Consider the following 14,420-nt stretch of genomic DNA (forward strand, 5'->3'; position numbering starts at 1 on the left):
CTCCGCCCCCCATACCCTACGTCCGATCGGGCAGACCGACGATCACCGTGGTCTCGGCGCGCCGCTTACCGCCTTGATCACCGCCGCCACGGTCTTGGCCTCCGCGCCGCGACAGACGCGGACCACCACACCGTCGATCTCCAACTCGATGTCACCGCGTCCGGCGCGCACCGGTTTCGGACGCGTGCGCTCCGACTTCTGAGGAGCCTCGACCAGCGCCGGCACAAAGCTCATCGGGGGCTCAGGCTCAGGGATCCGCATCCCGCGACGCCATCCGAAGAGTTGCTGCGGGCGGATGTCATGGCGACGCGCCACCTCCGACACCGTCGCACCCGGCGCCAGGCTCTCCTCGACGATCCGCGCCTTGTCGTCCGGCGACCAGCGCCGCCGGCCGCCCACGCCCGTCAGCACCTCCAGCCGGCGTACCTGCACCGGCTTAGGGTCAAGCGTAGGGTCAAATCCAGACATGAAACGATCCGCCCAAGGGGATCGTCACCTTCACCGGCCCGCAGCGTCAGCGGAAGGTGGGGTCAGAACAGCGCTTACTAAGAAGGGCCACGACACGATGCTGTTTCTGCCAGCCATGCAGCGTCGTCGGCGGAATACCGTAGTCGCGATCGAGCTTGGTGGAGCCGACCGCATCGCCCGCCCAGTTCGCCAACCTCGGCGGCGCCGACGGTGCGCGTCATGGAAGGGGGTCGGGTCGCAAAGAGCGCTGAGCTACCGAGACATCCCCATCGCCAAAGGCGTTCATATGGTGGAGCGGCAGCTCGGCGCCGTCCGCGAGGAAGGCGCCCGCCTTGCAGGAGCGCAGCCAAGCGACAACGGGGCCCCGTCGCTGGCCCTGGCCAACCGCCACACCACGCAAGACCGCCTGGGAAATCCTTTCCTGTTGCCCACGGAGGTGATCTTCCAACGGGGCGCTTCTAGTGATGTAGCCGGCGTTCACCCCCTGGAGGGAGTGATTCATCAGGATGTGGATGTCGATCTCCGACACCTCCGCCGCCTGGGGGCGCATCCGCCCAGACCTGGTAGCCGGCCCTCGCCGAGGTCAATGACCCGACCTTCAATCGATGGTGTTGACCGGGTTGTGGTGCTGAAGGTCGGCGCGCCCGATCGGGCGACGCGACGGCAACAGCCAACCCACTCCCTAGGCGGTCGGTTCGCCTAAGCTTCGATTTTTTCTGCAACCATGTCCGGTCCATCGACCATCACGCTGGGTGGCCCCGTGGTTGCAGTATGGTTGCAGTGTCGCAGCCAGCCGCCCCCGGCCGGCTCGGCGCTACGGCCAGAATCTTGAAATCATTAGAGAAGCTGGCGCACCCGACACGATTCGAACGTGTGACCTTTGCCTTCGGAGGGCAACGCTCTATCCAGCTGAGCTACGGGTGCGTGTTCCGCGGAAGGCTCCTCTAGCCGAAAGGGCCCGGCTCCGCAAACCTCAAGCTGCGATCAGATGTGCGTCAGGCGCCGGGCGAGCACCTTCTGGATCCGCGCCAGGCTGAAGGAGGCGCCCAGTCGGTCGTGCAGCGGCCTCAGCAGTTCGGGATCGACGCTCCAGGCGTCGTAGTCGAGCACGATGGAATCGTCGGGATGTGCGCGAGCGTAATCCTCCATCGCCTCGTCCATCCGCTGCAGACCGGATACGATCTTGTCCGTCGGGTGGGTCTTCCACCAGGCGGACTGGGCGACGTCGTCTGCGCGTCTGCGGTTGAACACCAGGAGCGCCGGCGGGAAGGTCATGCGAATGTAGTCCAGGTAGGGGACCAGGTCCTCGTCGTGCAGCCGGAAGTAGCGGATCTCCTTGAAGCCGATCCACCTGGCGCCCAACGGCGGCCTGACGATCTCCTTCAAGAAGATGCGGGCCAGGCGGCGGTTGTAGCGGTCCGGATCGACGAGGTGGGCGCCGCGCCACGGTTCGCCGGGATCCGATCGCCTGCGTTGACCGTGAACGGTGCGGGTGACGACCGCCGACCGCCAGCTCTTGAAGAGACCAGCGAGAGCATCGTCGTTCTCACCAGACATGTGACAGCCTGGGATTTCCGCGAGGATTTTCTGGAGAAGAGTCGAGCCTGAACGACCGTAGGTGACGATGAAGATGTAGCGTACGGGCTTCTTCTGCCTGACCCTGCGGCCCGCCTCGGTCTCAGTCGGTGAATCCGTCCTGAACTCTACCTCTGCTTGAGTCATGGCCCCCGCACCAGTTCATTTCACGACCGAAATGTTGTTGGTTTCTTAGGGCCAAAGCAAGAGCACGGTGAAGCTTTATTGACGCATGCGCGCAATTCGACGGATCATTTGACGCTATCCGCAAGTGTTCCATAAAGTCTATTGGAATACTGGGTAATAATTTTCTGCGTGCAGCGGCTCAGCGAGGACGTCAGGCGCCGGTGACTTCGTTCCAGAAGCGCTTGGCCTTGCCGAGGAAGCTGGCCGACTTCGGGTGCTGCTGCTCGCCGCAGCCCTGGGCGAATTCGGCCAGCAGCTCCTTCTGGCGCGCCGTCAGGCGGGTCGGGGTCTCGACGAACAGCTCGACCACCAGGTCGCCGCGCTCGCGCGAGCGCAGCGAGGGCATGCCGCGGCCCTTCAGGCGCACGGTGCGGCCGGTCTGGGCGCCTTCGGGCACCCGGACCTTCAGCTTGTTGGCGCCGTCGCAGTTCTCGCCGCCCAGCAGGCAGGGGGCGTCGATCTCGCCGCCCAGGGCGGCGATCGCCATCGGCACGGGCACGGTGCAGAGCAGATCGAGCCCATCTCTTTCAAAGAGCTCGTGGGGGGCCACCGACAGGAAGATGTAGAGGTCTCCGCGCGGGCCGCGGCGGGAGCCCGCGTCGCCTTCGCCGGCCAGCCGGATGCGCGCGCCGTCGTCGACGCCGGCGGGGATGCGGACCGAGAGCACGCGCTCCTTCCGCATCATGCCCTGGCCGTGGCATTCGCCGCAGGGGTCCATGATCATCTGGCCCGAGCCGCCGCAGCGGGGGCAGGCGCGCTCGATGGAGAAGAAGCCCTGGGTGGCCCGCACCCGGCCGACGCCGCCGCAGGTGGTGCAGGTGGTGGGGCTGGTGCCCGGCTTGGCGCCTGAGCCTTCGCAGGCCTCGCAGGTCATGGCCGCCGGCACGGTGATCTCGACCTCGGCGCCGGCGTAGGCCTGGCCGAGGGTGATCTCCAGGTCGTAGCGCAGGTCCTGGCCGCGGGCTGGGCCGGAGCGCTGCCGCTGGCGGGCGCCGCCGCCGAACATGTCGCCGAAGACGTCGCCGAACACCTCGTTGAAGATGTCGCCGACGTCGTGGAACTGGGCGCCGCCCCCCATGCCGCCGGGGCCGCCGCCCATGCCGTTCACGCCGTCGTGGCCGAAGCGGTCGTAGGCCGCGCGCTTCTGGCCGTCCGCGAGGATGGAATAGGCCTCGTTGATTTCCTTGAACCGGCCGGCGGCGTCCTCGCAGCCGCCGTTGCGGTCGGGATGGTGCTCCATCGCGAGCTTGCGGTAGGCGGCCTTCAGGGCCGCGTCGTCACAACCGCGGGTGACGCCCAGGATCTCGTAATAGTCCCGCATAGACCGTCAGGCGCTCAACATCTTAGGGGTGGAGGTGGGATCGCTCCCGCCCGGCTGCAAGGCTTTATGGGCCGAGACGGGCGGGAGCTGCTTCCGCGAAGCGGCGGCGACGTTCCCCGTGGCGACTTTGTGGCCCAGGCCGGTCAAAGTCGCCATGGGGCGCGTTGTCACGCCGACTTCTTCTCGTCGCCGTCGACTTCTTCGAACTCGGCGTCGACCACGTCGTCCCCATGGGCCTGGGCGTCGTCGCCGGCGCCCTCCTGGCCCTGGGCGTTCTGGGCGTTGTACATCGCCTCGCCGAGCTTCATCGACGCCTGGATCAGGGTCTGGGTCTTGGCGGCGATGACTTCGGCGTCACCGCCGTCGATCACGCCCTTCAGGTCGTCCAGCGCGCCCTGGATGGCGTCGCGTTCCGCCTGGCCGACCTTGTCGCCATGGTCGGCGAGCGCCTTCTCGGTCGAGTGGATGACCGCGTCGGCCTGGTTCTTGGCCTCGACGGCCGCCTTGCGCTTCTCGTCCTCGGCCTTGTTGGACTCGGCTTCCTTGACCATGGCGTCGATGTCCGCGTCCGAGAGGCCGCCGTTGGCCTGGATGCGGATCGACTGTTCCTTGGAGGTCGCCTTGTCGCGGGCCTGGACGTTGACGATGCCGTTGGCGTCGATGTCGAAGGTGACCTCGATCTGCGGCACGCCGCGCGGCGCCGGCGGGATGCCCACCAGGTCGAACTGGCCGAGCATCTTGTTGTCCTGCGCCATCGGGCGTTCGCCCTGGAAGACCCGGATGGTCACGGCCGACTGGCTGTCGTCCGCGGTGGAGAAGGTCTGGCTGCGCTTGGTCGGGATGGTGGTGTTGCGCTCGATCAGCGGAGTGAAGACGCCGCCCAGGGTCTCGATGCCCAGGGTCAGCGGCGTCACGTCGAGCAGCAGCACGTCCTTGACGTCGCCCTGCAAGACGCCCGCCTGGACCGCGGCGCCCAGGGCCACGACTTCGTCGGGGTTCACGCCCTTGTGGGGCTCGCGGCCGAAGAATTCCTTCACCGTGTCGACGACCTTGGGCATGCGGGTCATGCCGCCGACCAGGATCACTTCGTCGATGTCGGACTTCTTCAGGCCGGCGTCCTTCAGCGCCTGTTCGCAGGGGCCGACCGTCTTGGCGATCAGGTCCTCGACCAGGGCTTCCAGCTTGGCGCGGGAGAGTTTGACGTTGAGGTGCAGCGGGCCGTTCGCGTTCATCGAGATGAACGGCAGGTTGACCTCGTACTGGGCGACGCTCGACAGCTCCTTCTTGGCCTTTTCCGCCTCTTCCTTGAGGCGTTGCAGCGCGAGCTTGTCCTTGCGCAGGTCGACGCCCTGCTCCTTCTTGAACTCGTCGGCCAGGTAGTCGACGATCCGCAGGTCGAAGTCCTCGCCGCCCAGGAAGGTGTCGCCGTTGGTCGACTTCACCTCGAAGACGCCATCCCCGATTTCGAGAATGGAGACGTCGAAGGTGCCGCCGCCCAGGTCGTAGACGGCGATCTTCTTGCCCTCGTTCTTCTCGAGGCCGTAGGCGAGCGCCGCAGCGGTCGGCTCGTTGATGATCCGCAGGACTTCAAGGCCGGCTATCTTGCCGGCGTCCTTGGTCGCCTGGCGCTGGGCGTCGTTGAAATAGGCCGGGACGGTGATCACCGCCTTGGTGACTTTTTCGCCGAGGTGCTGCTCGGCGGCGTCCTTCATCTTTTCCAGGATGAAGGCGGAGATCTGCTGGGGCGAATAATCCTTGCCGTGGGCGCGCACCCAGGCGTCGCCGTTCGGGCCCTTGACGATCTCGTAGGGCACCATGCCCTTGTCCTTCTCCACCAGCGGGTCGTTCCACTGGCGACCGATCAGGCGCTTGATCGCGAAGAAGGTGTTGGAGGGGTTGGTGACCGCTTGCCGGCGGGCGGGCTGGCCGATGACGCGTTCGCCGTCTTCCAGGAAGCCGACCACGGACGGGGTGGTGCGCGCGCCCTCGGCGTTCTCGATCACTTTCGGCTGCTTGCCGTCCATGATGGCGACGCACGAATTGGTCGTGCCGAGGTCGATGCCGATGATCTTGCTCATAGAGAGTCTTTCTCGCTCCTTGTTGGCGGACACCGCGGGGAAGCCTTCGATCGAAGCGCCTTCAGTGTGCGGACGTCCCCGGTTCGATTAAGTCCCGGCCAGGCCGGAAACATGTTCCCGACACCAGCGTCGCAGCGGATATGGGAAAATTTGGGGGCCCTGCAAGAGCGAAAGTCCCTAATCACGACAAGGACATTCGCTCAAATGCGCCGCCAGCCCAAGCTCGCTTGCGCATAGAGGTCAGGCGGATGCGGCGCAAGGCCGCCGCGCGCGGCGAGGAAGGCGTGCTCAACCACCATCGCCTGCTGTTCGATGTTCAGGGCGGCGAAATCGCACCCGGCGGTCAGGTCGTAGGCGTAGGCCCGGGCGGAATCACCGGCCTTCAGCTTGGCGAACAGCAGGCGGATCCCGTTCTGCGCCTGCCAGACATGGGTGAGCTCATGGACCAGGGTCGCCTGGAGGGCGAGCGGCGCGGCGCCGAAGTCCGCGGGCAGTCCGGCGGCCGGCCAGATGATCAGCCGCCCGCCGGCGACGAAGGCCCGCCGCCACAGCGGGACCGCCAGGATGCGCACGCGGCCAAGGTCCAGGCCGTCGCCGAACATCTCCGCCCCCAGCGCGCGCTCGGCGCAGGTCAGGCGGCGCAGCTGGAATGGACGCACGATCATGGCGCTCCAGGAAACGCCCGGCCGGCGCGCGAAGCTCCAACCGGGCCTTTGACCGCGATGCTTGGCCAGCGCAGGATCGCGCGGCGTCTTCGCAGGGAGGTTTTTACGTGGTCACTCTTACCCGTCCTCACGGAAACTGGGTCGGCGATCTGGACATCTCGCGGCGGCGTCTGGCGCTGGCCCTGGCCGGCGGCTATGCGGTTGCGGCCTTCTCGGCGGAGGCCGCGCCGATCCACACCGGTGAACAGGGGCTGACGGCGGGCGCGGTCGAGTTCCCGACGGCCGATCGCAAGATCCCCGGCTACCTCGCCCGGCCTGCCGGCCAGGGCCGTCACGCCACGGTCCTGGTCTATTCCGAGATCTTCGGGATCCACGAATGGGTGAAGGACATCTGCCGCCGGCTGGCCCACGCCGGCTATGTTGCGCTGGCCCCGGACTTCTTCGTGCGCCATGGCGATCCCTCCAAGCTCACCGATTTCAATGCGATCCGGCAGATCGTCGTCCAGGCCACGGATCCGCAGGTCACCGCCGACACGGCGGCGGCGCTGAAGTTCCTCAAGGCTCAGGCCTTCGTCGACCCTGCGCGCCTGGGCGTCGTCGGCTTCTGCTGGGGCGGCAGCAAGGTCTGGCTCGCGGCCGAGCGGTTCGCCGAGTTGAAGGCCGGCGCCGCCTGGTACGGCCCGCTGAAGGCCAATGCGCGCCTGCCGAGCGCGGTCGCGCCCCTGCAGCTGGTGAAGGACCTGCACGCCCCCGTGCTCGGCCTCTATGGCGGCAAGGACCAGGGCATACCGGCCGCCGACATCGAAGAGATGCGCGCGGCGCTGAAGGCGGCCGGCAAGACCGGCTCGGAGATTGTCGTCTATCCCGAGGCCCAGCACGGCTTCCTCGCCGATTACCGCCCGAGCTACGACGCCGCCGCCAGCCAGGACGGCTGGAAGCGCATGCTGGCCTTCTTCGCGGCGCACGGGGTGAAGTGAGCAGCGTGAGAGATGCTCGTCCCTGGGGTGGGTCGTGCCGCTCGCCATATGCGATCCCCTGCCCCCTCCAGCCAAGGACCTGATCAGTGCGGCGGTTCGTCCGGGGCGGGCGGGCCGCCCAGGGTCTGGTCGGCAGTGTTTCCAGTCGCCGGGGGAATCGACCGGACGAGGGGCGGGGCGGGGACGTTCACCGTCGGGGCCGCGTCATCATCCGCATCGGTGTTTCCCGCCTCGGCTTCGGCTTTTTTCGCCTCGGCCTTGGCGATTTCCTCGGCGGTGGGAGGCGCTGGGCCCTCGATGCGCTCATTGCTCAGCGGCGTGGCGTCAGGCGCGTCGATCGCCGTCGCCGAGCCCGCGACGCCGCCCAGTTTTTCTCCCGGCAGGCGGGCGCTGCGCAGGGGGGCGTTGATGATCCCCAGGACGAACGAGGTCACGGCGGCCAGCCCGATCAGGGCGGCGACGATCTGCAAGACGCGGTGCGGCATGGTCCACTGCATGGCGCGCGACCCTAATGTGCGGCGCCCCAGAGTGAAAGCGGCATGGCGGACGCGGCGTCCGGCCGCGGTCAAACGGTCGTCAAAGTAAACGGCTCTTAACCGTCTCGGCGCAAACAGGGGTTTCGTCGGGAAGATGGAGCGGCTTCGAATGGCGCGCGCAGCGCGGAAGACTGGCCTGGAGCTGGTCTGGCACATTGTCGGCCTCGCCTGGGCGCATCCCAGCGCCGCGCGTCTGCGCGGCGGTGCGACGGCGGCGTTCGGCGTCGCCCTCGCCGTCGCCTTCGCCACCTACAACGCCGGCGACCCCAGCCTGAACGCCGCCAGCAGCGTCGCCGTGCAGAACGCCCTGGGCGGTCCAGGGGCGGTGCTGGCCGACCTCGGCGTCCAGTCGCTGGGTCTGGCGGGGGGCGTCGCCGCCCTGATCCTGGTGGTGCTGGGCCTCTCGCGGGCCGCCGCCAGCGATCCCGACGCCAGCCGGCTGCACCTGCGCCTGCGCGCCGGCGCCGGCCTGGGCGGGGTGCTGGCGCTTGCGGGCCTCCTGGCCGCGCCCAGCCCGCCGGCGGCCTGGCCGCTGGCCCGCGGCCTCGGCGGCTTCTGGGGCGACGCCTTGCTGCAGGGGTTGGCCAGCGTCTTCACCTTCGCCCACCTGCCGTTCGCCGCCGTCTTCGCCGCGGTGTTCCTGAGCCCGTTCGCCGTCCTGGGCGTGGGCTATGGCCTGGGCCTGTCGCGCGCCGAGCTGCGCGGCGCGGTCGACTGGATCATGCTGCGCCTGCAGGCCAAGCCGGATATCGCCCCGCCGCCCGAGCATTCCGCCCGTGCGGCCCGCGTCGCCAAGCGCAAACAGGCCGCGGCCGCCGCCGAAACCGGCGTCGATCCCGCCGCGCCGCCGCCGGTCGCCGAACGCGAGGGCCAGGGTCCTCAGCTGAAGGTCAAGCCGCCCAAGTCGCCGCCCAAGGAAAGTCCGCGCGAACAGCGCGAGGCCCAGGCGACCTTCGAGTTCGCCAAGCCCGCCTCGGGCTTCGTGCTGCCCGAGCTCGGCATGCTGGCCAAGCCCAAGCCGCGGTCGGCCGCCTTCGACGAGGCCTCGCTGCGCCAGAACGCCCAGCTGCTGGAGAGCGTGCTGGCCGAGTTCGGCGTCCGCGGCCAGGTCGACCAGATCCGCCCGGGCCCGGTCGTCACCCTCTATGAACTGGTGCCGGCCGCCGGGGTGAAGTCGGCGCGCGTGGTGGCGCTGTCCGACGACATCGCCCGCTCGATGAGCGTCGCCGCCTGCCGCGTCTCGGTGGTGCAGGGCCGCAACGCCATCGGCATCGAGCTGCCGAACCAGACTCGCGAGACCGTCTATCTGCGCGACCTGCTGGCCTCGCCGGAGTACGAGCGCGGCGGCCAGGTGCTGCCGATGGCGCTCGGCGAGACGATCGGCGGCGAGAGCTATATCGCCGACCTCTCCAAGATGCCCCACCTGCTGATCGCCGGCACCACCGGCTCGGGCAAGTCGGTGGGCGTCAACGCCATGATCCTGTCGATCCTCTATCGGCTGGCGCCCGAGCAGTGCCGGATGATCATGATCGACCCGAAGATGCTGGAGCTTTCCGTCTACGACGGCATCCCGCACCTGCTCACGCCGGTGGTCACCGATCCGAAGAAGGCCATCGTCGCCCTGAAATGGGCGGTGCGCGAGATGGAGGACCGCTACCGGCGGATGTCCAAGATCGGCGTGCGCAACATCGCCTCCTACAACGAGCGCGCCAAGGAGGCGGCCGACAAGGGCGAGCACTTTGAACGCACGGTGCAGACCGGGTTCGATGACGGCGGCCGGCCGATCTACGAGAGCGAGAAGATCGAGCCCGAACCCATGGCCTATCTCGTCGTCATCATCGACGAGGTGGCCGACCTGATGATGGTCGCCGGCAAGGACATCGAAGGCGCCGTCCAGCGGCTGGCGCAGATGGCGCGCGCCGCCGGGATCCACGTGATCATGGCCACCCAGCGGCCGTCGGTGGACGTGATCACCGGCACCATCAAGGCCAACTTCCCGACCCGGATCTCCTTCCAGGTCACCTCCAAGATCGACAGCCGCACCATCCTGGGCGAACAGGGCGCCGAGCAGCTGCTGGGCCAGGGCGACATGCTCTACATGGCCGGCGGCGGCCGCGTGACCCGCCTGCACGGTCCGTTCGTCTCCGACGGCGAGGTCGAGGCGGTGGCCAAGTTCCTGCGCGACCAGGGTCAGCCGCAGTATCTCGAGGAAGTCACCGCCGGCGGCGACGAGGAGGGCGAGGGCGGCGACCTGGGTCTCGGCGGGGACGGCGAGGGCAACGACCTCTACGACCGCGCGGTGGCCGTGGTCACCCGCGACGGCAAGGCCTCGACCAGCTACATCCAGCGCCGCCTGCAGATCGGCTACAACCGCGCCGCCTCCTTGATCGAGCGGATGGAGCAGGAGGGCGTGGTCGGGCCCGCCAACCACGCCGGCAAGCGCGAGATCCTGGTCAGCGCGGCGCCTTAGGGGCTTCAACCCCTTACCGTCCGTCATGGCCGGACTTGTTCCGGCCACCCATGAACACGGCGTCGCTTAGCTAGGTCCGGAGAGTTCGACGTTCATGGGTTACCGGCATTCCGCGCTTCGCGCTGCAGCCGGTAATGACGGACGGATATGATTTGCCGCTCACCTCAGCCACATCCGGATCAGCAGGCCGACCGCGCCGACGGCGGCCACGCCCGCGGCCCAGAGGCCGACGAACCACAAGAGCCTGCGATGCAGCGGCGGCTGGGCCATCAGTGGTAGCCGTCCGTGCCGACCTTGCCGCGGAACACCCAGTAGGCGTAGCCGGTGTAGGCCAGGATGATCGGGATCATGATCGCCGCCCCCACCAGCATGAAGCCCTGGCTGGAGGTTGGGGAGGCCGCCGCCCAGATGGTCACGGCGCCGGGCACGATGTCGGGGAAGATGCTGACGCCGAGGCCGGCGAAGCTGAGGGCGAACAGGCCGAGCGCCAGCAGGAAGGGGGCGCGCTCGTGGCGCTTGCGCAGGCTGCGGAAGAACAGCACTGAGCCGACGGCGACCAGCAGCGGGATCTGCGCCGTGAACAGCACATTGGGCATGGCGAACCAGTGGTCGGCGTAGCGGCCCTTGAGGAAGGGCGTCGCGGCGCTGACCAGGACGATGCAGGCGATCGTGCCGGCGCCCAGCCATCCGGCCATGCGGCGCGCGTGGGCCTGGGCCTCGCCTTCGGTCTTCATCACCAGCCAGGTCGAGCCGAGCAGGCCGTAGCCGATCACCAGGCTGACGCCGGTCAGCAGGCTGAACGGGGTCAGCCAGTCCCACCAGCCGCCGCCGTAGCCGCGGCCGACGACCGTCACGCCCTGAAGCAGGGCGCCCAGGGTGATCCCCTGGGCCAGGGTCCCGGCCACCGAGCCGGCGGTGAAGGCGAAGTCCCAGAAGGCCCTGTGGCTGGGGTCGCGCCAGCGGAACTCGAAGGCCACGCCGCGGAAGATCAGCCCCAGCAGCATGGCGATGATCGGCGCGTAGAGGGCCGGCAGGATGATGGCGTAGGCCAGCGGGAAGGCCGCCATCAGGCCGCCGCCGCCCAGCACCAGCCAGGTCTCGTTGCCGTCCCACACCGGGGCGACTGAATTCATCGCTCCATCCCGCTCCGGCCCCGGCTTCAGTGTCGGGAACAGGATGCCGATGCCGAGGTCGAAGCCGTCCATCACCACATAGGCGAAGACGGCGAAGGCGATCAGGCCGGCCCAGATGGTCGGCAGGTCGAAGGCGGGGGTCATGAGGGGTCTCCCGCGACGGGCGGGCCCGGATCGATCGCCAGCCCCGGCGTGATGCCGGCCGTGCGGATCGGGTGGTCGGCGGCGCTTTCCAGTCCCGACTCGTGAGCGGCGGGGGCTTTGCGCATCAACACCAGGATATAGCCGGCCCCGGCGGTGAAGACGGTGAAATAGACCGCCACGAAGGCGAGCAGCGAGGCGGCGACGGCTGGCGCGTCCAGCGGCGCTGCGGACTGCGCCGTGCGCAGCAGGCCATAGACCGTGAAGGGCTGACGCCCGACCTCGGTGGTCACCCAGCCGGCCAGGACGGCGACGAAGCCGGCCGGGCCCATGGCCACGGCGAAGCGGTGCAGCAGGCTCCAGTCATAGAGCTTGCCCCGCGCCCGGGCGGCGACGCTGACGACCCCCAGCAGCAGCATGAGCAGGCCCAGGCCGACCATGATCCGGAACGACCAGAAGACGATCGGCACATAGGGCCAGTCGGCGCGCGGGATGGTGTCGAGGCCGTTCAGGCCCGCGTTCAGGTCATGCTTGAGGATCAGCGAGGAGGCCTTGGGAATGGCGATCTCCGCGCGCACCTCGCCGGCCTTCTGGTCGGGCAGGCCGAACAGGATCAGCGGCGCCCCCGCCGGATGGCTCTGATAGTGGCCTTCCATAGCCATCACCTTGGCCGGCTGGTGTTCGAGCGTGTTCAGGCCGTGGGCGTCGCCGGCGAAGATCTGGATCGGCGCGGTCACCGCGACCATCCCCATGGCCATGTTGAACATCACCCGCGCGCCGGCGTTGGTCCGATCCTTCAGCAGATGAAAGCCCCCGACCGCGCCGACGGCCAGGGCGGTGGTGAGGTAGGCCGCCAGCACGGTGTGGGCCAGGCGGAAGGGGAAGGACGGATTGAAGATGATCTTCAGCCAGTCGGCCGGGACGAACTGGCCGGCGGCGTTGAGGGCGAAGCCCTGGGGCGTCTGCATCCAGCTGTTGGCCGAGAGGATCCAGAAGGCGGAGATGAAGGTGCCGACGGCGACCGCCACGGTGGCGACGAAATGCAGCCTGGGCCCGACCCGGGTCATGCCGAACAGCATCACCCCGAGGAAGCCGGCCTCGAGGAAGAAGGCGGTCAGCACCTCATAGGCCATCAAGGGCCCGATCACCGGCCCGACCTTGTCGGAGAACACCGACCAGTTGGTGCCGAACTGGTAGGAGAGGGTGATGCCGGAGACCACGCCCATGCCGAACGCGAGCGCGAAGATCTTCAGCCAGTATTTGAAAAGGTTGAGATAGACCGGCTTCTTGGTCGCCAGCCACAGTCCCTCGAGCACCGCCAGATAGCTGGCCAGGCCGATCGAGAAGGCCGGGAAGATGAAGTGAAACGAGACGGTGAAGGCGAACTGCATCCGCGCCAGGGTCAGGGCGCTGAGGTGATCAAGCATCTTGAGCCCCATCCCCCTTGGGAGGCGCCTTCGTCCGCCTGGCCTTGCCGCCGACGACGACCTTCAGCTGGTCCTTCATCTGGAACACCTTCTGCACCTTCGACCCCACCTCCAGAAGTTGGATCAAAGTGTCGGTCTCCAACTTCTGGATGTCCTGCGACCAACGCGTGACCAGCTCGATCAGGTCGTGCATCTCGGCCATGCGCGCCTGGGCGTGGCGCTCGTCGGGCGTCGCCGGTGTCTCCACCAGGGCGTGGCGCAGCATCGACAGGGTCGGGTCGATCTCCCGCTTTCGGCGCTCTTCCGCCAGGATGCGGACGATCTCCCAGATGTCTTCCGGCGTGGAGAAATACTCCCGCCGGTCGCCCGGCTTGTGCTGCAGCTTCACCAGCCGCCAGGACGACAGCTCCTTCAGGCCCATGCTGACGTTGGAGCGCGAAAAGCCGAGCTTCTCGGTGATCTCGTCGGCGTTCAGCGGCGCCTCGGCGAGGAACAGCAGGGCGTAGATCTGGCCGACGGTGCGGCTGATGCCCCAGTGGCCGCCCATCTCGCCGAAGTGCAGGACGAAGGCCTGGGTGAGGGGTGGCAGGTTCATGGGTTCCGGTACTTTCAGGAATTCCTGAAAGTACCGAAGGCGACGCAGGTCGTCAACGCGCCCTGATCGGAGATGCCGCAACGTGCGGTGCTCCCCGGCAACGCGGGGAAGCTGTCAGCGAAGCGGGCTGAGGGGGCGTTCGCCCTCAGTCGTACCTGAGCTGAGGGCGGAACTCGGCGCCGCGACCTTCCGGCGACATGTCGAGCACGCCCCAGAGCGGCCAGATCAGGTCCACATTGCGGGGATCTTCGCCGGGGTCTGGGGGCACGAAGTCCAGCTCCGTGGCCCAGGCGTGGCGGATCTCGCCGTCCTTGCGCCGGAAGACGTTCATGGTCGGCCGCTGGCGGCCCTGATCGTCCTCGGCGTGATAATCGCGCTGGAAGCTGTTCCCAGCGGAGGACAGCAGCCGCGTGTCCCGCCAGCCGCGGTCGCGCGCGTGCGCCGCGAGCCGGGGCAGGGGGGAGCGGGCGACGATCGCGATCGCCGCCCGCTGCCGGATATGCTTCATCTCGCCGTCCAGGGCGTCGATGATCGAGGTGCAGGAGGGGCAGGCCTGCGCCATCTCCGGACCGAGCATGAAGCCGTAAAGCAGCAGGACGTCCTTGTCGCCGAACAGCTCCGAGAGCTTCACCGGGCCCGCCTCGCCCTCGAACACATAGTCCTGCGGGACCAGGCCGCCCGGCGGCAGCGCGCGGCGTTGCGCCGCCACGGCCTCGATCTGGCGGCGCAGCGCCATCTCGGCTTGCAGCAGGTTGTCGCGGGCGGCGCGGTACTGGGCGCTCTCGCCTGGGAAGCGGATGGTGTGGAGCGTACGCGCGGTGGTTTCGGACATGGTCTTGGCCTCCTTT

Annotated in this window: 14 protein-coding genes and 1 tRNA gene; 2 read left to right on the plus strand and 13 right to left on the minus strand. The window is 68.2% G+C overall.

Features of this window, described 5'->3' with window-relative positions; genetic code table 11:
* Positions 1–42: 42 nt before the first annotated feature.
* From tnpA to ACSQ2B_RS17495, 7 genes are all read right to left on the minus strand, one after another.
* Complete coding sequence (gene tnpA, locus ACSQ2B_RS17465; protein ID WP_436049130.1) at positions 43–468, minus strand: IS66-like element accessory protein TnpA; 426 nt, start codon at positions 466–468, stop codon at positions 43–45.
* Positions 469–514: 46 nt separating this feature from the next.
* Positions 515–661, minus strand: coding sequence for an antitoxin Xre/MbcA/ParS-like domain-containing protein (locus tag ACSQ2B_RS17470; protein WP_436051772.1), 147 nt, complete (start codon positions 659–661; stop codon positions 515–517).
* Between the two features lie 654 nt (positions 662–1,315).
* Positions 1,316–1,392 (minus strand) — tRNA-Arg (locus ACSQ2B_RS17475).
* Between the two features lie 60 nt (positions 1,393–1,452).
* On the minus strand, positions 1,453–2,190 hold the full coding sequence (locus tag ACSQ2B_RS17480) for a sulfotransferase (RefSeq protein ID WP_436051773.1): 738 nt from the start codon (positions 2,188–2,190) through the stop codon (positions 1,453–1,455).
* A 190-nt stretch (positions 2,191–2,380) separates the two neighbouring features.
* Positions 2,381–3,550 (minus strand): molecular chaperone DnaJ, encoded by a 1,170-nt coding sequence (gene dnaJ / locus ACSQ2B_RS17485; protein ID WP_436051774.1) that lies wholly within the window; start codon positions 3,548–3,550, stop codon positions 2,381–2,383.
* Positions 3,551–3,717: 167 nt separating this feature from the next.
* Positions 3,718–5,661: a molecular chaperone DnaK gene (dnaK, locus tag ACSQ2B_RS17490; RefSeq protein WP_436051775.1), complete on the minus strand. Its 1,944-nt coding sequence runs from the start codon at positions 5,659–5,661 to the stop codon at positions 3,718–3,720.
* A gap of 167 nt (positions 5,662–5,828) precedes the next feature.
* Positions 5,829–6,293, minus strand: coding sequence for a hypothetical protein (locus ACSQ2B_RS17495; protein WP_436051776.1), 465 nt, complete (start codon positions 6,291–6,293; stop codon positions 5,829–5,831).
* A 107-nt stretch (positions 6,294–6,400) separates the two neighbouring features.
* Between ACSQ2B_RS17495 and ACSQ2B_RS17500 the strand changes: the two genes are divergently transcribed.
* Positions 6,401–7,270, plus strand: coding sequence for a dienelactone hydrolase family protein (locus ACSQ2B_RS17500; protein ID WP_436051778.1), 870 nt, complete (start codon positions 6,401–6,403; stop codon positions 7,268–7,270).
* An 83-nt stretch (positions 7,271–7,353) separates the two neighbouring features.
* On the opposite strand, the gene ACSQ2B_RS17505 is transcribed toward ACSQ2B_RS17500, so the two are convergent.
* Positions 7,354–7,767, minus strand: coding sequence for a hypothetical protein (locus tag ACSQ2B_RS17505; RefSeq protein WP_436051780.1), 414 nt, complete (start codon positions 7,765–7,767; stop codon positions 7,354–7,356).
* A gap of 148 nt (positions 7,768–7,915) precedes the next feature.
* Between ACSQ2B_RS17505 and ACSQ2B_RS17510 the strand changes: the two genes are divergently transcribed.
* Positions 7,916–10,276 carry a DNA translocase FtsK 4TM domain-containing protein gene (locus tag ACSQ2B_RS17510; RefSeq protein ID WP_436051782.1) on the plus strand — a complete coding sequence of 787 codons (2,361 nt, stop codon included), beginning with the start codon at positions 7,916–7,918 and terminating at the stop codon, positions 10,274–10,276.
* A gap of 159 nt (positions 10,277–10,435) precedes the next feature.
* Here the strand turns inward: ACSQ2B_RS17510 and ACSQ2B_RS17515 are convergent, their stop codons facing one another.
* The 5 genes from ACSQ2B_RS17515 to ACSQ2B_RS17535 all read right to left on the minus strand — a co-directional run bounded on the left by ACSQ2B_RS17515 (position 10,436) and on the right by ACSQ2B_RS17535 (position 14,404).
* Positions 10,436–10,546, minus strand: coding sequence for a DUF2474 family protein (locus ACSQ2B_RS17515; RefSeq protein ID WP_436051784.1), 111 nt, complete (start codon positions 10,544–10,546; stop codon positions 10,436–10,438).
* Positions 10,546–11,553, minus strand: a complete 1,008-nt coding sequence (cydB, locus tag ACSQ2B_RS17520; protein WP_436051786.1) for a cytochrome d ubiquinol oxidase subunit II — start codon at positions 11,551–11,553, stop codon at positions 10,546–10,548. The genes ACSQ2B_RS17515 and cydB overlap by 1 nt, the downstream gene beginning before the upstream one ends.
* Complete coding sequence (locus ACSQ2B_RS17525; RefSeq protein ID WP_436051787.1) at positions 11,550–12,977, minus strand: cytochrome ubiquinol oxidase subunit I; 1,428 nt, start codon at positions 12,975–12,977, stop codon at positions 11,550–11,552. The genes cydB and ACSQ2B_RS17525 overlap by 4 nt, the downstream gene beginning before the upstream one ends.
* On the minus strand, positions 12,970–13,572 hold the full coding sequence (locus ACSQ2B_RS17530; RefSeq protein ID WP_436051789.1) for a GbsR/MarR family transcriptional regulator: 603 nt from the start codon (positions 13,570–13,572) through the stop codon (positions 12,970–12,972). The genes ACSQ2B_RS17525 and ACSQ2B_RS17530 overlap by 8 nt, the downstream gene beginning before the upstream one ends.
* A 145-nt stretch (positions 13,573–13,717) precedes the next feature.
* Complete coding sequence (locus ACSQ2B_RS17535) at positions 13,718–14,404, minus strand: DUF899 family protein (RefSeq protein WP_436051790.1); 687 nt, start codon at positions 14,402–14,404, stop codon at positions 13,718–13,720.
* Positions 14,405–14,420 lie beyond the last annotated feature (16 nt).

The organism is Phenylobacterium sp. LjRoot225 (genome assembly GCF_964252855.1).
GTDB lineage: Bacteria > Pseudomonadota > Alphaproteobacteria > Caulobacterales > Caulobacteraceae > Phenylobacterium.